The sequence below is a fragment of the Alteromonas infernus genome (assembly GCF_902705815.1).
In genome coordinates, this window is record NZ_CACSIG010000045.1 from 38,734 (window position 1) to 56,979 (window position 18,246).

An 18,246-nucleotide genomic window follows, 5' to 3' on the forward strand; every position below is an offset into this window, starting at 1 on the left:
TTTCTTTTTTCTACGATGACTAACAGCTGTGTTAGGGTAGTTAACGATCACATTGATCTGGAAATGAATATATGACGCAACAGCAAGAAAAATTGTCCGCATTCATGGATGGTGAGATAGAAGGCAATGATATCATCGATGCAATTAAGCAAGATGAAGCGCTTCAGGCCAAATGGCAACGTTACCATGTGTATCGCGGTGCAATGCGAAAAGAAGCAAGTGTTGCTCCTCAACTGGATATTACAGCAAGCGTAGCAGCCGCACTTGAAAACGAGCCAGCCATTGTTGCGCCGAAGCGTTCGCGTTGGCAATCAATCCCAGTGATTGGTAGTGTTGTTCCTTTTGCGAAACAATCTGGCCAACTTGCAGTCGCTGCCTCGGTAGCCGTAGCGGTAATCTTCGGTGTTCAGTACACCAATCAGGATGCCCCTACAGAACCATTTATGACTGCGCCAACTATTGCGCCTCAAGGTGGTTTAGCGCCTGTTAGTTTAGAGCAAACTCGTACGTTGCCGCGTAACGACATGAATGAAGTGCTTGAGAAAAAGCGTAAAATAAATGCGCTTATTGCTGACCATGAACAGCAAATAAAGCTCAAGCAAGCGCAAGAAGACGAAAGTGAAGGTGATACTAGCGGACCGCAACGTCCTTAATTCATCATCACTAAGGTGAGTTAATGCACCTAGGGTGTGACGCATCAGGCACTTAGCGCGCTTTAAAAATGATGTAGCGTGCTGTAAGAGTGAACAGAAGCGCACAGTCGTTTTTGGGTTTGTGACATAGATGCGATTTCATATTTTAACCATACCAGCATATACTGCTGGTATGTTTGTTTTAAGGCGGGAAAAATGCGCTGTAGTTCTATTGTTGCACTTTTTTTCATTTCGGGTGCGGTTGTTCAAACAACACACGCCCAGAGTTCTTCTGCTGTTTCTCAGGTACCTAGAACCTCTTCTCAATCTCCTGCGGTGAGTGATAAAGCCGAAGTCGACCCTACGCAAGACGCACCGCATAACTTTCAGGTAAATGAAACCCGTGACGTTACAGCTTCTGCTGAGACCCAGCCCCAGTCAGCAAGCCAGTGGTTAGCCGAGCTTCAAAATATAATTACTAATGCCAATTTCCAAGTATCGTTTGTTCAAACAATTGCCGGTAAGGAAACGGTTCCTTACCTTTGGCGTCATGGCATTATGGAAGATGGCTCTGAGTTAGAGCAGTTAAACCTTCAAAATGGCCCTGGTCGGGAGCTTATTCGCATCAACGATGTGGTTAGCGTTTTCGAGCCGGATGTTCAGCCATATAGCTTGCGCTCTAAACATATCAATGGGCCTATTCCCAGCGCCCTGCTTTATCACCCCGAGCAGCTTGCAGAAGCTTATGAGTTTGTCGCCGTAGGTAGAGCGCGTGTAGCCGGGCGCTCAGCGCAGCAAATAAGAATTGTCAGCCGCGATAATACCCGTTTTGGTTATCAACTTTGGCTTGATGAGTCATCGGGAATGCTGCTCAAGTTAAACATGCTCGATTTACAGGGAGCATTGTTAGAACAAATCCAAGTAACAGCGTTTGCTATATCGCCTACGCCAGCGGAGTACTTTTCACGGATAAACGCGGCGTCGTTACCGGCCCCAATGGCGTTAAGTACTGCACCCGCGCGAGCGCACAAGTGGGACGTCACTTATTTACCCGCGGGAATGCGAGAGATAAAGCAAGATACAAGACGACTAGCCTTAACCGGGCAAGTGGTAGAGTATAAACTTTTCTCAGATGGGTTGGTGGATGTGTCTGTATATGTTCAGCCCGCCGACGATGCGTTAGGTGAGACATTGGCACTGCGCAATGAAGTTAGTACATTTTTGACCTTAACAGATGGAAAAGCGCAAGTGACAGTGGTTGGTGAAATACCACTTCAAACGGCTAACGCGATTGCGACATCCTTAAGGCCTGTAAATAACTAGTATGTTAAGTAATGATTAGAGAAACAGCTACGGTGGTTGCGATTGACGGCGACAGCGTCACCGTTGAAGCGGCAATTAAATCAACGTGTAATGCCTGTGAAGCGCAAAGCGATTGCGGTACGGGCGTTATTTCTCGTGCTATCGCCCCGAAAACTCAACAGCTAACGCTGCGTACGCCGATGCCGGTTCGCATAGGTCAGAAGGTCACCGTAGGTATACCTGAAGCGGGTATTTTAAGTGCCTCAGCATGGCTTTATTTACTGCCCTTAGTTGCGTTCATTGCAGCGTATGCAGGGGCTGAGACCTTATTGAGTCAAAGCGGCGTTGTACACGAATTATGGGCGATGGTCCCAAGCGCGGTCATTACCTATGCAGTTTACCGGCTTATTGCTTACAAGTTGCGCCGTATTGAAGGTGCAAAGTACCAACCTGTGTTGCTAAGTACTGCTGATATCTAGGACAAAAAGTCTACTGCCGCCAGCCTTGATTGCCATCGCTTTAGTATCGGTTTACTGCGGGGTAGCAATTTTCCTATACGCTAATTCGCTTTTCGCATGAGAAATGGGTAAAATCCGCACGCGCTGCGTATAACCCTTAATTTAAGGTGAGCAGCATTTTTTGTTTAATGAATTTTTCTGCAGGTAATTTCCAGCATTATGCAACAATCGCACATTCGTAACTTCAGTATTATCGCCCACATTGACCACGGTAAGTCTACGCTGTCAGATCGTCTCATCCAGCACTGTGGAGGGCTTACAGACCGTGAGATGGCTGAACAGGTTCTCGACTCTATGGACCTGGAAAAAGAGCGCGGTATTACTATCAAAGCGCAAAGCGTTACGCTGAACTACGAAGCGCGTGATGGTGAAACTTATCAGCTTAACTTCATCGATACTCCGGGACACGTTGACTTCACTTACGAAGTTTCTCGCTCACTTGCAGCCTGCGAAGGTGCGCTTTTGGTCGTCGACGCGGGGCAAGGCGTAGAAGCCCAGACACTGGCTAACTGCTACACGGCTATTGAAATGGACATGGAAGTGGTTCCAGTGTTGAACAAAATTGACCTGCCACAGGCCGAACCAGACCGCGTGGCCGAAGAGATTGAAGACATTGTTGGTATAGATGCTCTTGACGCCGTGCGTTGCTCGGCGAAAACCGGAATTGGTATTGAAGATGTCCTTGAAGTTATCGTCAATAAGATTCCACCGCCAGAAGGCGATCGAGAAGCGCCACTTAAAGCGCTAATTATCGACTCGTGGTTCGACAACTATCAGGGCGTTGTATCATTAGTACGTATTGTCGAAGGCCAATTGAACAAGAAAGATAAAATTCAAATTATGTCTAATGGCCAAACTCACCAAGTGGACAAAATTGGTGTATTTACGCCAAAGCCTTTGGATACAGGTGTATTGAGAGCCGGTGAAGTAGGCTTCATTATTGCCGGGATTAAAGATATTCAAGGTGCACCGGTGGGTGACACCATTACGTTGGCTCGCGCCCCCGCTGATGCCATGCTTCCTGGTTTCAAAAAGGTTAAGCCACAGGTTTATGCGGGTATATTCCCAATTAGTTCAGATGATTACGAAGACTTCCGTGATGCCCTTGCGAAGTTGAGCCTTAACGACGCGTCATTATTTTACGAGCCAGAAAGTTCAGCCGCCTTGGGTTTTGGTTTCCGCATCGGCTTCCTTGGCATGCTGCACATGGAAATCATTCAGGAGCGCTTAGAGCGTGAATACGATTTAGGCCTCATTACTACTGCACCTACGGTAATTTACGAAGTCGAAACGACAAAGGGCGAGACACTTACCGTTGATAGCCCGGCGAAATTACCGCCGGTTAACGATATTGCTGAAATTCGTGAACCTATGGTTGAAGCCAATATTCTGGTACCACAAGAGTATTTAGGTAACGTAATTACTCTATGTGTTGAAAAGCGCGGTATGCAAACCAACATGACGTACCACGGTAAGCAAGTCGCGGTAACTTACGAGCTACCAATGGCTGAAGTTGTTCTCGATTTCTTCGACCGTTTGAAGTCTACCAGCCGTGGTTTCGCTTCCCTTGATTATAACTTTAAGCGTTTCCAAACGTCTGACATGGTGCGCGTTGATATTCTTATAAACGGCGAACGCGTAGATGCGCTAGCGGTTATTACGCACAGAGAAAATTCTCAGGGCCGTGGTCGTGAGTTGGTAGAAAAATTACGTGAATTGATTCCTCGCCAAATGTTCGATATCGCTATTCAGGCTGCGATTGGTAATCACGTCGTTGCAAGAAGTACGGTTAAGCAGCTACGTAAAAACGTAATCGCCAAGTGTTATGGTGGTGACGTTAGTCGTAAGAAAAAGCTACTTCAAAAGCAGAAAGAAGGTAAAAAGCGAATGAAGCAAGTGGGTAATGTTGAGTTGCCACAAGATGCATTCCTTGCAGTATTGAAGGTGGGCAAATAATGGCGAACTACTTCTCCTTGATTTTGGTGGCACTCACCTTAATAACAGGTTTGATTTGGCTAGTTGATAGCCTCGTGTTTGCGCCAAAGCGAAAAGCCCGTTTACAGGCTGCGGCGACCGCAGAAGGCGCGGGCTACGGAGAAGATCCACAGCTGCCATATTTAGTTGATACTTCGCAACAAATCTTCCCGGTTATCGCGTTTGTATTAGTGTTGCGTTCGTTTTTGTACGAACCGTTTCAAATTCCTTCAGGCTCTATGATGCCAACCCTACTGGTGGGTGACTTTATCTTGGTGGAAAAGTTTGCTTATGGTGTGAAAGACCCGGTCTTCAGAAGTAAGCTTATTGAAACTGGCGTGCCAGAGCGCGGTGACGTAGTGGTATTTAAATACCCAGAAGAGCCTTCAATTGACTATATCAAGCGCGTTATAGGGCTACCGGGTGACACCGTGGTTTATCAAAATAAACAGGTTTATATAAAGCCTAAGTGCGAGACGGGTAATAACTGCCCGAAACTTAAGGCGGTACCACTAAGCTTTCAAGAACGTGGCGAATTTGTGCAAGACATGGCGCAGCTTATGCGTTACACCGAGGATTTAGGCACGGTAGAGCACGATATCTTGCGTCATCCAGTTCGCGAAATTTCTCCGGTTAATTTTTATACCCAACCCGGCACACGCGCCAATGAGTGGATAGTACCAGAAGGGCAGTATTTCGTACTTGGCGATAACCGTGACAACAGTCGCGATAGCCGTTTTTGGGGCTTTGTTCCTGATGCCAATCTGGTAGGAAAAGCGGTGGCGATTTGGATTTCATTTGAATTCGAGCGCAGCCCATCAGACTTCCTTCCAACATGGGTACCTACAGGTGTTCGATTTGAGCGAGCAGGTGGCATTCATTAATGCAGGGAATTGATAAATATCTTCGCTTATACAGGGCGATAGGCTACACATTTAACAATGAAGCGTTGTTAGAACAAGCGCTTACTCACCGAAGTGCTGCTAAGCAGCACAACGAGCGCTTAGAGTTTTTAGGTGATGCCATTTTGGGCATGATTATAGGCGAGACTTTATTTAAGCGCTTTCCTACTGTGCCAGAAGGCAAGCTCACCAGAATGCGTTCGACCTTGGTTAAAGGTGATACGCTGGCAGAGTTGGCCAAAGAAGCCAGTGTGGGGGAGCTGCTCAACTTAGGTCCTGGTGAACTGAAAAGTGGCGGTCACCGCAGAAGTTCTATTTTGGCTGACGCCGTTGAAGCTATCTTAGGTGCTATCTACCTCGATTCAGGAATGGACGAAGTACGAGGCGTTATCGACAGGCTATGGGAAAGTCGCATTAATCAATTAGATCCTAATGCACACCCAAAAGACAGTAAGACGCGCCTGCAAGAGTTCTTACAAGGGCGCAAACAGGCGCTGCCAACCTATGAGGTGCTGTCTATTTCAGGCAAAGATCACGCACAGACATTTGAAGTGTGCTGTAAAGTAGAAAGTCTACCAGACGCGGTTGTGGCGTCTGGCAATAGTCGTCGTAAAGCAGAACAAGAAGCTGCTCGTTTAACATTGGAGAAGCTTGATGACAACGCATGATGAGTCGAATTTGCCAGAAATGCCCGATATTCAAACACGCTGTGGTTTAGTTGCCATTGTAGGGCGTCCTAATGTAGGAAAATCTACACTACTTAACCGCTTACTGGGGCAAAAGGTAAGTATTACCTCTCGTAAGCCTCAGACCACACGTCACCGTATTTTAGGTATCGACACCGACGGCGACTATCAAGCGATTTATGTTGATACGCCCGGGCTTCACCAAGACGAGAAGCGAGCGATAAATCGCTACATGAACCGCGCCGCGTCGAGCTCTCTTGCAGAAGTGGGCCTGGTATTGTTTGTTGTCGAAGGTGATCGTTTTAACGCCGAAGATGAAATGGTGTTAAGTAAAGTTAAACAAGCAAACCTTCCTTGCTACCTTATCGTAAATAAAATGGATAAGGTGGAAGACAAAGAAAACTTTATGGTTCATCTGCAAAAGTTAGGTGAAAAGCACCCGTTTGAGCACATTGTTCCTATTAGTGCTAAACAGGGAAAAATGGTAGATGGTATCAGAGAACTTGTTGCTGACTCATTGCCGAAAAGTGAGTTCTTCTTTCCAGAAGACTACATCACCGACCGCTCAAGCCGCTTTATGGCTGCTGAAATCATTCGTGAAAAATTAATGCGCTTCACCGGTGATGAATTGCCTTACTCTACCACAGTGGAAATTGAGCAGTTCAAAATGGCTGATAACGGTGTTTACCGTATTAATGGCCTTATTTTGGTAGAGCGAGAAACCCAAAAGCGAATGGTAATTGGCAAGGGTGGTAAACACTTGAAAACCATTGGTGAACAAGCCCGTAAAGATATGGAAAACTTGTTCGATAACAAGGTCTTCCTAGAACTGTGGGTTAAGGTTAAGCAAGGCTGGGCCGACGATGAGCGGGCACTGCGTTCTCTTGGCTATGGCGACGACAGTAACTTCTAGCTTTTTACCAGCCCGGTAAAACTGTATTAACGCCGCTAGGCACCCTAGGCAGGGAGCGAGAGGCGTTACACGGTAATTAATTTTCGTTGTAGGAGCGTCGTATGGCAATTTCAGATATGCGTAGACAATACTCAAAAGGTAGTTTGAGTGAGTCAGATATCACATCTAGCCCTTTTTCTTTGTTTGACCATTGGTTAAAAGACGCTATCGATGCGGGTATTCCCGACCCTACAGCGATGACTGTTGCCACAGTAGACAGCACCGGCCAACCTTCTCAGCGAATCGTTTTATTAAAAGATGTTAGCGACAAAGGCTTTGTGTTTTTTACCAACCTAGGTAGTCGAAAAGCGCAGGAGCTATCTGTAAACCCTAAAGTCTCGTGCCACTTTCCATGGTTTTTTATGGAGCGCCAGGTGCGTGTTTGCGGCAGTGTAGAGAAACTGTCTGTTTCTGAAAATGCAGCGTATTTTTTCTCTCGTCCGAAAGACAGCCAGCTCGCGGCGTACGCATCTAAACAAAGTAAACCCATTGGGAGTAGAGCGCTACTTCTCACGCAGTTTAAGCAGTTGAAAGACAAGTTTGCTAACAAAACGCTACCTGTACCTGACTTTTGGGGAGGCTTTCGAATTGTTCCCCATCAAATTGAGTTTTGGCAAGGCGGGGAAGATAGACTTCACGACCGTTTCGAATACAACAAAGCCGAAGATGGCACGTGGTCAACACAGCGCTTGATGCCCTAGCCGAAAGCGTTCTGCGGTTCAGTAATAAGCGCTGTTTTCATCTTGAATAGTCGATACAGAGGCGCCTGCGCATGATAGACAGCCACTGCCACCTTGATTTGCTCGCATCGAAAAAAGACCTCAATACAGCCTTAGAAAGGGCAAAAGCTGCGGGGCTCACTCGCCTCATGGCGCCGAGTATCAATCCTCATTCGTGGCAAACGCTACAGGCGCTTAATAGTGAGTATCAACATCTCCTTCCCATTGATACTGCCCTTGGGGTTCATCCTTACTTCCTCTCATCTAACGAGTGCGACTTAAAAAACGGTATTGCTTCATTATCGCAAGAGCAACTTGTAAAAGGTCAGCTTTATGAACTTGAAAATGCCGCAGCAATGCGCCACCCGTCAGTAAAAGCCATTGGTGAGACCGGCATCGATGGGCATATCAAGGTGCCTCTTAAACTGCAGCAGCAGGTTTTTAATGCCCATTTAAACGTTGCAGAGCGCTGTTCTTTACCCGTAATTGTACATCATCGAAAAAGCCATCATCTGTTACTGGAGGCGTTTAAGCAGGCAAGGTATCAAGGAGAAGGGGTGATCCACGCCTTCTCGGGCAGTGTGGAAGTAGCAAAAAGGTATATAGAGCGAGGCTTTTATTTAGGAATAGGCGGCACTATTACCTATGAGCGCGCGAAAAAAACACGGGAAACCTTAGGCTATTTATTAGAGCATCACTTCGATCACATTCTGCTTGAAACTGACTCGCCGGATATGCCCATGTGCGGCCGGCAGGGCGAACCTAATGAACCCTGCTACCTAAATGATGTGGTAGAGGCGATTAGCTCGACTTTCAGCGTTGCACCTAGCGAAGTAATAGCCACTACCACAGCGAACTATTTTCGTCTATTTGGCATAGAGCAAAGTCATGTTTAGCGAGAGCTAAATAGCACTTATTGAGTGAGCTTCATCTGTTTCTTTTTAGACTCGATGACGTGTATAAACCAAGGTCGAGATTTGTAAAACGCGCGGGTAAGGTAAATGCCAAGCATCAGAGCAAGAAACACGAGAATACATGCGATAAGCGCAAGCTGATACCGAAGTGTAAGGGGGCTTTCTAACACGGCCTGTGTATTCATATGAATGTTCACGTACCCCAATAAATTACCCTTGTCATCATTAATCGCCTCGACATAGGTAAGTGGCGTAACATTTTGCGATTGGCTTATCGCGACAATACTGTCTATTTGGGGTAATGGTGCGATATACCTGCCGTTTTTATCAAATACAGATAGGGCGAGGATGTGCGGTTCGTTTTTCAATACAGTCGCAACGCTTTCAATATACTGCCTTTGTGTTAGTGCACTTTCTGATTCAGCCTTTTGGTTTTGTCCTAGCATGGGGCGGTCTTGAGTAAAAAAGGCGGGTTGTAAAAGCTTGGCGTACTGGCGCGCAATGCTCTCGCCAGTGGAACGGGTTTGAACGGTAAGCCAATCATTTTGGTATTGCTGAACCAACAATAACAATACAACGATTAACGCAAAAACCGTGCTGACAACTAATGTGTGAAAGAGTCTTTTCAGAGCCGTATACAATGAATGAGAGTCATTCTTTGTTTGTGTAGTGGCTTTGTTAAGCACGTTTACCAATTCGTATTTCCATAAATTCTCTAGGTTTGTCTAACAGTAGGTTAATTCTAAATAATTTAAAAGAGGATATTTTATTAGTTAGCCTAATTGGTTAGCATTAGGCCACCATTTGCCAACTATCTCAGTGTCTGCTTCGCTATGAAAAACACGCTTTTCCCAAATATTAACAATGACGAACAGCATAGTGCTGCCCAGCTATCACAACACATTAATACTGATCACAATAGCAAGGCCTATACACACACGCTTACGGTAATAGGTCAAGCCATTACCCCTTACCTTTTGGACGGTGTGCTCAATAAAATAAAGGATGTGTTTTCACCGACAGGGGGCGGCTTTTCACCATCTACACCAATGTCTTGGCGATGATGTTATTGAGGTTCGTGGCACGCTTAATAGCGCACAGCTTGAAAATATAAACCCGCTACTTGGTGATGTGTCATCTGCCTTCAACTTTGATATCGGTTTACAGGCTTCTCGTCCGTCGCTGTCTCAGCCAGGTCTGTTAGTGATGGATATGGACAGTACCGTTATTGCCATAGAGTGTATTGACGAAATTGCAAAATTGGCGGGCCTGGGTGAGCAAGTTGCAGAAGTTACCGCCAAGGCCATGCGCGGTGAAATAGCCTTTAACGACAGTTTGACTCACCGCGTAGCGTGTTTGGAAGGCGTGCCCGTAGCACACCTTAAAAAAATTCGCGATAGCCTCCCAATCATGCCGGGTATACAAAGCTTGCTCGCTTACCTTAAACAGCACAATTGGAAATTGGCTATTGCCTCCGGTGGTTTTACCTTTTTTGCCGATCATTTAAAAGCAAGGTTAGGATTAGACTTTGCCATATCAAATACATTAGCGGTTAGCGAAAACCTACTTACCGGTAAAGTTGAAGGTGAAATAGTGAACGCCGATGTTAAGGCGCGCACGGTTAAGCAGCTTGCCGAAAAGTGGCAAATTCCAACGAGTCAGACCGTGGCAATGGGAGACGGGGCAAACGATTTGGTGATGATGGCTGAATCGGCCCTGGGTGTCGCTTGTCACGGCAAGCCTTTGGTTAACGAAAAAGCCGATGTCGCAATTCGTATTGGCAGTTTGCACAGCATGCTTTATTTTCTTGATAAATAGGAAGGCGGGAGGTTGTGCTAGCCGTTTTTAAGAAGTTAGCACGCTTGTTCGTGAAAAAGTGCTATGCGCTAAACGGGTAGCGCATAGGTGGTGTGTTTAAGTCATTCTTGATACAACGTTCTGCGCTACAGCGCTTTTTAACGTTTTATTAGCGGTGATGTCTTCCATGGTGAAGCCATAACGAATTAGCACTTCGTCAGTCACATCGACAAGGTGTGAACATGCGGCAATACTCCACATCTTTTTCTCAAGCTCTCGCGCTCTGTGCATGGCATACATAGTCACGTAGTTGATTTCAGTTTGCAGCATGCTCATATCAGGTTTACCCGTGGTCGTCAGCATCACATGAATAGCTATAAACTGGCCTCGAACCATCGCTTCTCGAATAAAAGCTCTTCGCTGCTCATTACTTTCAAATTTATCTGAGTAACGAGGGATAATTGCCATACGCGGTTCTTTTTGCGATGCATCAAAGGAAATAAAGAGCTCTTGGCGCAGCGGCATATTTTCAAGCTTTACGGCTTTAATGCCGCTTTGAACGAAAGGCGAATCCTGTTTTCTGTCTCTGAAGAGGAACTCTAGATTAACTTTGCCTTGCTCAGCATATTGCGTGGTGAGGGTGGTGATCCTCTCGTCTTGCTTGCCAACGATACACGCTTGAGGCGTATAGCGAACCCCTTCTTTGCTCATCAAAAAAGACAAAGAGGTCGCGTTTCTAGCGTTGATACAGCGCAGTGCCTGGCCGATACCGGGTACTTCTTCTTCGTCATTATCAACTTTTAAGTTAGCTTTATTCTTTTTAATTAGCTCTTCAAAGAAGGCGCGGGCGCTTTTTCCTTCCTCACCTGGCATGGTCTTCAGGTGTAAGATGTTTTTCTCAACGTTATGGTAGATAATTTCATATTGAAGGTGCATAACATCAAATGTATTAGCAATTTCTTGCAGCCGGGGAAAAGCCACTTCAACTCTACCTTCCAGGCTTCCTTTATACTCTTTATTTAATTCAACGCGCAGACCCAAACCGTGTACAGAAATATCTTCACTTACGCCTTTGTGAACCACATCCTCATTATTGAAGCGAGCTTCGATTTGCGTTCTTAGCTGATAGCGGCTTTCAATACGTTGTTCTTCATATTTAAAGCGTACTAAATGGATATTAGAGGGCGCTCGGTTTCGAGGGTGCCCAAAGACTCGCAAATGAGAAAGGTTTTCGCGATTGAAGGTAAACTCGTTATAGGTTTCTTGACCGGTTACCGACGTCACATCGGTTACGTGAGCTAAATACCTGAGGTTTTTAAGCTTAGACATGAGTCGCGCCGATGGCGGTGTATTAAGCTTTTTGACTTTGCTACCCACAGAGTCAGGTATGGAAAGGGGAATATGAGCCTGCTCGGGCACCATGTCGGTAAGCGTAATTTTGAACACTCTCCAACTGGCCTTTTTTGAGCCAAAGCCTAAGAAGACCTTAAGCAGCGTGTCTTTTTGCAATAACTCTTCGAAAGACGCCGAGTAAAAGTAAACTTTATCACTGTGTAGGTGGGTAAAGCTGAATACAAAAATTTCGCGCACTTCATCAGACTTGTTTAAAAGCCGCATAAGTCGCTCTTGTGTAAGCAAAAAGTTTAGCCGACAGTTTTCATCTTCGTCTTGCCAATACTGTACTGTTTCTCTATTTACCTCGTTTACCATCGCAAAGCGGGGTACTAATGTTTTGTTGATAACATCGATATAGACAGGAAGCGTCGGGCTTCTTGGTGAGAAGTATTGTTCGCAGGTTTTGCTGGTTATCGCTTCTATTGTATTGCTCATGTTCACTTTATAACGACGTTTGTTGCCGTGTATAAAGCTTTCTAAAAACTTGTCAAATGCTGGGCTGGGGCAATCTTTATCCCGCTGTAGCGCAAGATAGTTCACATCGTTTTTCGTTATTATTTTAACGAGTTTGTACGCTATGCCATTTTTTTTATCCATGGCAAATTCGTTTTCAAGACCCCTAAAAAAGATAAAAAAGGGTTTCCCCGGTTTTAAAAAAAGCGTCTTTTGCGAGTTTTATCTGTAAACCTTCGAGGGAAATATCAACACTCAGCCCGCGCATTGCTTGGCCGGCGTTATTAAAAACTTCTACGGCCACTGCGAAATTCATTCGCTCTGTATTGCGCTGTCGATAATCGAGAAGGTTCACCGTTGGCACTTTGAATTGCTCTAACACGGCAGAGCGCTTCTTGGCCGTAGGATTTTCTTTGTGTGCCCGCTCTTGAGCAAGTTCTTTTTCGCGTATTAAGCGGAAATTGTTTTCCGTATTTTGTACCGCCTCATACACGCCATAAGTGTAGCGGCCAAACACGCGTATCTGCTCTTCAAATTTATCAACCGCTAAGTCGTCCATATAATGACTTCGCCCTTCATGGACATATTTTTTGCATTTACCGTCTACATGACCGCGCAAATCGATAGTACGCATACAGGGTTTGGCTAGACGCTTTACTTCCATTTTTATTAGAAAGCGTTTTTCCTTAGGGACGTCTGCAGCAGTTTGAAGCAACACCTGGTTGAACTCGGGTTCGTTCACCATAGGCTTTAGCTGTTCAATAATATCAGCGTACTGCTTTAAATCTTGACTCATGAATGCGCAACTTTGTTGTTAAGTATCATTATTTTAGTTGTTATCGGCAAATCAGCAAAACTCATTAATGCGCTGAACCCTTATACTTTTGTTGGATCTATTGTGCGCAAAAACTGAACGTTGGATTGTGCTTAACTCACTCTTTTTAAGTGTTAGAATACTCTTTTTGGACTTTGGATAAAACTGGAATATGGCAAAACGTAAAACTGCTTATGTATGTTCTGACTGTGGGGCAGAGTTTCCTCGCTGGCAAGGGCAGTGTTCAGAATGTAAAGCGTGGAATACCATAAGCGAGTTTGTTGTAGCAAGTGCAAAAAGCGCTACGCGTCAAACTACGTCGGGCTATGCTGGACAAACGGCGGCTAAAATTGAAACGTTGAACGCCATTGATCTTGAATCTCTTCCTCGTTTTTCGTCCACTTTTAAAGAACTCGATAGGGTGTTGGGTGGCGGTATTGTCCCCGGCGCTGCCATGTTGATAGGCGGCTCACCAGGCGCAGGTAAAAGTACGTTGCTTTTGCAAGTAATGTGTCAAATGGCGAAAAGCGAAAGCGCCCTCTATGTAACAGGGGAAGAATCGTTGCAACAAGTGGCCATGCGGGCGAAGCGGTTAAGCCTTCCTGACGATAAGTTGATGATGCTGGCAGAAACAAACGTTGAAACCATTTGCGATTTAGCGCTTACCCAAAAGCCTAAAATTATGGTTATCGACTCCATTCAGGTTATGCATGTTTCTGATGTTCAGTCGGCGCCTGGTAGTGTATCTCAAGTTAGAGAGAGTGCGGCTTATTTAACCCGCTTTGCCAAGCAAAACCATATTGCCATGTTTATCGTTGGTCACGTAACCAAAGACGGCAACCTCGCGGGCCCTAAAGTACTCGAACACTGTATCGACAGTTCAATGATGTTGGAAGGGGAGAGTGACGGCCGCTACCGTACGTTGCGAAGCCACAAAAACCGCTTTGGTGCAGTCAACGAGCTTGGTGTGTTTGCCATGACAGAAAAAGGATTGAAAGAGGTAAGTAACCCTTCTGCTATTTTCTTAAGTCGTGGCGATAACGAAACGCCGGGTTCTAGTGTCATGGTAATTTGGGAAGGTACGCGCCCATTGCTGGTGGAAATACAAGCCTTGGTGGATTACTCACAAATGTCTAACCCTAGGCGAATTGCAGTTGGCCTTGATCAAAACCGATTATCCATGCTGCTAGCGGTGCTTCATCGCCATGGCAATGTGCAAATGAATGACCAGGATGTATTTGTCAATGTAGTAGGGGGCGTGCGCGTTTCCGAGACCAGCGCTGACCTTGCGCTACTTCTGGCCATGATTTCTAGCTTTCGAAACCGCTCTTTACCGCGCGATTTAATTGTATTTGGTGAGGTGGGCTTAGCCGGTGAAATTCGCCCTGTTCCAAACGGGACAGAGCGCATTATTGAAGCCGCGAAACACGGCTTTAAACGCGCCGTTGTGCCTAAAGCGAATGCTCCTAAGCAAGCCATAAACGGTATGAAAGTTGTGCCTGTAGCCCGTCTATCAGAAGCCTTAGATGCGCTAGAATAGAGGGCTTGACCTACCGCCTATTCCAGCACTCTTCGTCCTGCTAACACGATATTACGTGAACGTGTTAGTGGGATGCGCGGTAAACAGCATCAACCAATGCATTAAGGTCTTTTTCTTCAATACTTGCGTCTTCACTATTTAAGGTAATTAAGCGGCGAAGCGCGCTTACGCTTTCTAGGTCCATGCTTTCAACCTTACAACCTAACGACACCCCTTCTTTTCGGCTATCGGCATGGCGATAAAGCTGAGAAATATGAAGCGTAATGACAGGGCTATCTTCATTTGCTTGAAACATAGCTGTGTAGGGCTCATGGCTGTCAAAGGGCAGGTGGGTTAGCGCTGTTTCGCTGGCAAACAGTTTTATTCCTTGCAGCGACACGTCACTGACTACCACGTCGATAACCATGTCGTTATGGGCAAGGGTGCCCCTTACGTTTAAGGTAACCCTTTGGAATTGGCGCTTATCCGTCATTTTTAAGTACCTAGTTTGCATCTACGTTGTCAGTATTGGCTAAATTGCTGTCGTTCGCAATCAAAAGCCGACAAATAAAAAGGGCCCTCATCGTAGATGAGAGCCCTTTATATTGTGGGTCAAAATAGGGTAATCCTATTTTTTATTATCTTTGTGTTTCTTATTACTTAGCCATACGCTTGTATTTCAAACGGTGAGGCTCAACCACATCCTGTCCAAACTCTTGCTTTAACCAGCTCTCGTAGTCTGAATAATTACCTTCGAAGAAGTTAATGTTACCTTCGTCGCGATAATCCATTATGTGTGTCGCCACACGGTCAAGGAACCAACGATCGTGCGAGATAACCATAGCGCAGCCCGGAAACTCTAATAACGCGTTTTCCAGCGCGCGAAGTGTCTCAACGTCTAGGTCGTTAGTTGGTTCATCCAGCAGCAACACGTTGCCGCCAGCTTTAAGCAGTTTCGCAAGGTGTACACGGTTGCGCTCACCACCTGACAAGTCTTTAATAAACTTTTGCTGGTCGGTGCCTTTAAAATTAAAACGGCTGCAGTAGGCGCGGCTGTTTATTTCAAAGTTACCAATGCGAATGATGTCTTGCTCGTCAGAAATTTCTTTCCATACGGTGTTATCTTCATTCATGTGGTCACGGAACTGCTCTACCGCAGCAATTTGCACCGTATCGCCTAAATCGATAGTACCTGAATCAGGTTGCTCGGCGCCGGTAAGCATTCTAAATAGCGTAGATTTACCCGCACCGTTAGGACCAACGATACCTACAATCGCTCCTTTTGGTACTTTGAACGTCAAGTCATCGATAAGTACGCGATCGCCATAGGACTTTTTAAGGTTGCTTACTTCAATAACCTTGTCGCCTAAACGCTCACCCGGTGGAATGAATAGCTCATTGGTTTCGTTACGCTTTTGGTAATCGCTGGTAGATAGCTCTTCAAAGCGGGCCATACGTGCCTTACTTTTAGCATGACGACCTTTCGGATTCGAGCGTACCCATTCAAGTTCCTGTTTCATGCTTTTCATGCGGGCGGTTTCGGTGCGCTCTTCTTGCTCTAGTCGGTTTTCTTTTTGTTCCAACCAAGAAGAATAGTTGCCTTCCCATGGAATGCCTTCGCCACGGTCAAGTTCTAAGATCCAACCCGCCACGTTATCAAGGAAGTATCTATCGTGGGTAATGGCTACCACGGTACCTTCATAGTCGTGAAGGAAGCGCTCTAGCCACGCTACTGATTCGGCATCCAAGTGGTTAGTCGGTTCGTCAAGAAGCAACATTTCGGGCTTTTCTAGCAGCAATCGACAAAGCGCGACACGGCGACGTTCACCACCCGATAGTTTGCTTACATCAGCATCCCAAGCTGGAAGGCGAAGGGCATCAGCGGCACGCTCTAGTGCGTTTTCTAGGTTGTGACCGTCTTTCGCTTGAATAACGGCTTCCAGCTCGCCTTGTTCTTTTGCTAAGGCGTCGAAGTCGGCGTCTGCTTCGGCATAAGCTGCGTATACTTCATCAAGACGAGTCAATGCGTGTTTCACATCGGCTACCGCTTCTTCGATGTTGCCGCGCACATCCTTACTTTCATCAAGCTGAGGCTCTTGAGGAAGGTAGCCCACTTTTAGCCCAGGCTGAGGTCGCGCTTCACCTTCAATTTCAGTGTCAACGCCGGCCATAATGCGAAGTAGCGTTGATTTACCCGCGCCGTTAAGACCTAGCACACCAATTTTGGCACCAGGGAAAAAGCTAAGTGAAATATCTTTAAGAATGTGTCTGTTAGGTGGGACGATTTTCCCCACACGATGCATACTGTAAACGTATTGAGCCATGCTCTATCCTCGCTGAATAAGCGGTGAAAAATAAAATGTGTTTAAGGCGTGTTGAACTTTACCGCATCTAAGCATTCATTAAAGTTCAACACGTCCTAACTGGGGCCATATTCTACTCGTAACAGGGTAGTTTGTGCCAGTCACTTACGCTAGCTGAATTAGTGCTTGGCGATATTTTAAGCGCTTATGTCAAAAAGAATGATTTATGCGTCGGTTGAAAGGGCAATTTAATGTAAACTTAGCGTCCATAAAAATGAGTATTAACACTCAAACACTATTCATATATCCGAACAGGTAATTAAAATGACCGCTATGAATAAACGCACATACAGTTTGGACGAGTTAGCGAAACACGTTGGTGGGGAAGTGCAGGGTGACGGAAGTATCATCATATCTGCAGTAGGTACGCTATCAGGCGCAGCATCGCATCAAATTTCATTTCTTACCAACCCCAAATATAAGCCTCAGTTGAAAGACACCAAGGCTGGCGCGGTAATTTTGCACGAGAGTCTTAAAGGCGATAGCCCCGTAGCCGCGCTTATTGTGGCTAATCCTCACGCGGCTTTTGCACTCATAGCTCAATTATTCGATACCACACCTGCTGTGGCGTCGGGGATTGCTGAAACAGCTGTGGTTGCGCCCTCTGCCCGCATTGGCAGTGATGTCTCCCTTGGACATAACGTTATTATTGAAGAAAACGTTGTATTAGGCGACAGAGTGACGGTCGGTGCGAATACGGTTATCCGGAAGGGAACGCATATTGGAGAAGGGTGTACCATCCACCCTAACGTGACTATTTATCACGATGTAGTTATTGGAAAGCGTGTCACTATTCACAGTCAAACGGTTATTGGTGCTGCAGGTTTTGGTTATGCCAACGATAAAGGCGTGTGGATCCCGATTCCTCAAACCGGATCGGTTTGCATTGGCGACGACAGCCAAATCGGCGCAAGCAGCAGTATTGACCGCGGCGCAATGGAAGATACGATCTTAGGCACCAACGTTATTATTGATAACCAAGTGCAAATTGGTCATAACTGTATCATTGGCGACCATTCGTGTATTTGTGGTGCGACAGGCATTGCCGGGAGTTGTCATATTGGTAAACACGTCATCATTGGTGGTGGTGTAGGAATTAACGGCCACATCAGTATTTGTGACAATGTTCAGGTAACAGGCTACACCATGATTGTTCAGGATATCAAAGAGCCCGGTGTTTATTCTTCGGGACAGCCAGCACAAACAAATCGTGATTGGCGTAAGAATACGGTTCGCCTTGCTAAAATTGGCAGTTTATTTGACCGGGTTAAAGCCCTTGAAAAACAGGTCTGATCTCCCGCTGGCG

Annotated in this window: 17 protein-coding genes; 12 read left to right on the top strand and 5 right to left on the bottom strand. The window is 45.9% G+C overall.

All coding sequences use genetic code 11. The features are described 5' to 3' along the window. Nucleotides 1-71 precede the first annotated feature (71 nt). The 9 genes from ACX5J7_RS11725 (at nt 72) to ACX5J7_RS11765 (ending at nt 8,581) form a co-directional block, all read left to right on the top strand. The gene (locus tag ACX5J7_RS11725; protein ID WP_024016588.1) at nt 72-653 is read left to right on the top strand and encodes a sigma-E factor negative regulatory protein; all 582 of its coding nucleotides are present in this window, start codon (nt 72-74) and stop codon (nt 651-653) included. Nucleotides 654-848: 195 nt separating this feature from the next. Next, nucleotides 849-1,955, top strand: coding sequence for a MucB/RseB C-terminal domain-containing protein (locus tag ACX5J7_RS11730; RefSeq protein WP_012518955.1), 1,107 nt, complete (start codon nt 849-851; stop codon nt 1,953-1,955). Nucleotides 1,956-1,966: 11 nt separating this feature from the next. Beyond that, a complete protein-coding gene (locus ACX5J7_RS11735; RefSeq protein ID WP_012517523.1) occupies nt 1,967-2,413 on the top strand; it encodes a SoxR reducing system RseC family protein in 447 nt (148 codons plus the stop codon). A 198-nt stretch (nt 2,414-2,611) separates the two neighbouring features. Continuing rightward, on the top strand, nt 2,612-4,408 hold the full coding sequence (gene lepA / locus ACX5J7_RS11740; RefSeq protein ID WP_020743929.1) for a translation elongation factor 4: 1,797 nt from the start codon (nt 2,612-2,614) through the stop codon (nt 4,406-4,408). Then, nucleotides 4,408-5,310: a signal peptidase I gene (lepB, locus tag ACX5J7_RS11745; protein ID WP_020746241.1), complete on the top strand. Its 903-nt coding sequence runs from the start codon at nt 4,408-4,410 to the stop codon at nt 5,308-5,310. The genes lepA and lepB overlap by 1 nt, the downstream gene beginning before the upstream one ends. Beyond that, the gene (gene rnc, locus ACX5J7_RS11750) at nt 5,310-5,996 is read left to right on the top strand and encodes a ribonuclease III (RefSeq protein WP_020743927.1); all 687 of its coding nucleotides are present in this window, start codon (nt 5,310-5,312) and stop codon (nt 5,994-5,996) included. Before lepB ends, rnc begins: the two co-directional genes overlap by 1 nt. 19 nt (nt 5,997-6,015) lie before the next feature. Next, nucleotides 6,016-6,927 (top strand): GTPase Era, encoded by a 912-nt coding sequence (era, locus tag ACX5J7_RS11755; RefSeq protein ID WP_020743926.1) that lies wholly within the window; start codon nt 6,016-6,018, stop codon nt 6,925-6,927. Nucleotides 6,928-7,028: 101 nt separating this feature from the next. Next, nucleotides 7,029-7,667: a pyridoxamine 5'-phosphate oxidase gene (gene pdxH, locus ACX5J7_RS11760; protein ID WP_287150772.1), complete on the top strand. Its 639-nt coding sequence runs from the start codon at nt 7,029-7,031 to the stop codon at nt 7,665-7,667. A gap of 71 nt (nt 7,668-7,738) precedes the next feature. Then, complete coding sequence (locus tag ACX5J7_RS11765; RefSeq protein ID WP_287150771.1) at nt 7,739-8,581, top strand: TatD family hydrolase; 843 nt, start codon at nt 7,739-7,741, stop codon at nt 8,579-8,581. 17 nt (nt 8,582-8,598) lie between these two features. On the opposite strand, the gene ACX5J7_RS11770 is transcribed toward ACX5J7_RS11765, so the two are convergent. Then, nucleotides 8,599-9,285: a hypothetical protein gene (locus ACX5J7_RS11770; RefSeq protein WP_498707277.1), complete on the bottom strand. Its 687-nt coding sequence runs from the start codon at nt 9,283-9,285 to the stop codon at nt 8,599-8,601. A gap of 319 nt (nt 9,286-9,604) precedes the next feature. On the opposite strand from ACX5J7_RS11770, the gene serB reads away from it, so the two are divergent. Continuing rightward, entirely contained in the window at nt 9,605-10,417 is an 813-nt protein-coding gene (serB, locus tag ACX5J7_RS11775) for a phosphoserine phosphatase SerB (protein WP_498707270.1), read from the top strand. Between the two features lie 96 nt (nt 10,418-10,513). Here serB and ACX5J7_RS11780 read toward each other — a convergent pair whose 3' ends face one another. Together ACX5J7_RS11780 and ACX5J7_RS11785 are read right to left on the bottom strand one after the other, a co-directional pair. After that, nucleotides 10,514-12,388, bottom strand: a complete 1,875-nt coding sequence (locus ACX5J7_RS11780; RefSeq protein ID WP_498707271.1) for a PilZ domain-containing protein — start codon at nt 12,386-12,388, stop codon at nt 10,514-10,516. Nucleotides 12,389-12,410: 22 nt separating this feature from the next. Then, a complete protein-coding gene (locus ACX5J7_RS11785; protein WP_498707272.1) occupies nt 12,411-13,040 on the bottom strand; it encodes a PilZ domain-containing protein in 630 nt (209 codons plus the stop codon). Between the two features lie 190 nt (nt 13,041-13,230). Here ACX5J7_RS11785 and radA point away from each other — a divergent pair, with 190 nt between their 5' ends. Further along, the gene (gene radA, locus ACX5J7_RS11790) at nt 13,231-14,598 is read left to right on the top strand and encodes a DNA repair protein RadA (protein ID WP_474369522.1); all 1,368 of its coding nucleotides are present in this window, start codon (nt 13,231-13,233) and stop codon (nt 14,596-14,598) included. A gap of 64 nt (nt 14,599-14,662) precedes the next feature. On the opposite strand, the gene ACX5J7_RS11795 is transcribed toward radA, so the two are convergent. Beyond that, nucleotides 14,663-15,070: a PilZ domain-containing protein gene (locus ACX5J7_RS11795; RefSeq protein WP_012517534.1), complete on the bottom strand. Its 408-nt coding sequence runs from the start codon at nt 15,068-15,070 to the stop codon at nt 14,663-14,665. A gap of 163 nt (nt 15,071-15,233) precedes the next feature. Then, complete coding sequence (ettA, locus tag ACX5J7_RS11800; RefSeq protein WP_012517535.1) at nt 15,234-16,901, bottom strand: energy-dependent translational throttle protein EttA; 1,668 nt, start codon at nt 16,899-16,901, stop codon at nt 15,234-15,236. Between the two features lie 303 nt (nt 16,902-17,204). Between ettA and lpxD the strand changes: the two genes are divergently transcribed. Continuing rightward, a complete protein-coding gene (gene lpxD / locus ACX5J7_RS11805) occupies nt 17,205-18,233 on the top strand; it encodes a UDP-3-O-(3-hydroxymyristoyl)glucosamine N-acyltransferase (RefSeq protein ID WP_012517536.1) in 1,029 nt (342 codons plus the stop codon). Nucleotides 18,234-18,246: the final 13 nt, after the last annotated feature.

Bases quoted from the DNA above. Each gene is read 5' to 3' on its own strand.
- ACX5J7_RS11725 (WP_024016588.1), top strand. From the start codon at position 72: ATGACGCAACAGCAAGAAAAATTGTCCGCATTCATGGATGGTGAGATA.
- ACX5J7_RS11730 (WP_012518955.1), top strand. From the start codon at position 849: ATGCGCTGTAGTTCTATTGTTGCACTTTTTTTCATTTCGGGTGCGGTT.
- ACX5J7_RS11735 (WP_012517523.1), top strand. From the start codon at position 1,967: ATGATTAGAGAAACAGCTACGGTGGTTGCGATTGACGGCGACAGCGTC.
- lepA (WP_020743929.1), top strand. From the start codon at position 2,612: ATGCAACAATCGCACATTCGTAACTTCAGTATTATCGCCCACATTGAC.
- lepB (WP_020746241.1), top strand. From the start codon at position 4,408: ATGGCGAACTACTTCTCCTTGATTTTGGTGGCACTCACCTTAATAACA.
- rnc (WP_020743927.1), top strand. From the start codon at position 5,310: ATGCAGGGAATTGATAAATATCTTCGCTTATACAGGGCGATAGGCTAC.
- era (WP_020743926.1), top strand. From the start codon at position 6,016: ATGCCCGATATTCAAACACGCTGTGGTTTAGTTGCCATTGTAGGGCGT.
- pdxH (WP_287150772.1), top strand. From the start codon at position 7,029: ATGGCAATTTCAGATATGCGTAGACAATACTCAAAAGGTAGTTTGAGT.
- ACX5J7_RS11765 (WP_287150771.1), top strand. From the start codon at position 7,739: ATGATAGACAGCCACTGCCACCTTGATTTGCTCGCATCGAAAAAAGAC.
- serB (WP_498707270.1), top strand. From the start codon at position 9,605: ATGTGTTTTCACCGACAGGGGGCGGCTTTTCACCATCTACACCAATGT.
- ACX5J7_RS11780 (WP_498707271.1), bottom strand. From the start codon at position 12,388: ATGGATAAAAAAAATGGCATAGCGTACAAACTCGTTAAAATAATAACG.
- ACX5J7_RS11785 (WP_498707272.1), bottom strand. From the start codon at position 13,040: ATGAGTCAAGATTTAAAGCAGTACGCTGATATTATTGAACAGCTAAAG.
- radA (WP_474369522.1), top strand. From the start codon at position 13,231: ATGGCAAAACGTAAAACTGCTTATGTATGTTCTGACTGTGGGGCAGAG.
- ACX5J7_RS11795 (WP_012517534.1), bottom strand. From the start codon at position 15,070: ATGACGGATAAGCGCCAATTCCAAAGGGTTACCTTAAACGTAAGGGGC.
- ettA (WP_012517535.1), bottom strand. From the start codon at position 16,901: ATGGCTCAATACGTTTACAGTATGCATCGTGTGGGGAAAATCGTCCCA.
- lpxD (WP_012517536.1), top strand. From the start codon at position 17,205: ATGACCGCTATGAATAAACGCACATACAGTTTGGACGAGTTAGCGAAA.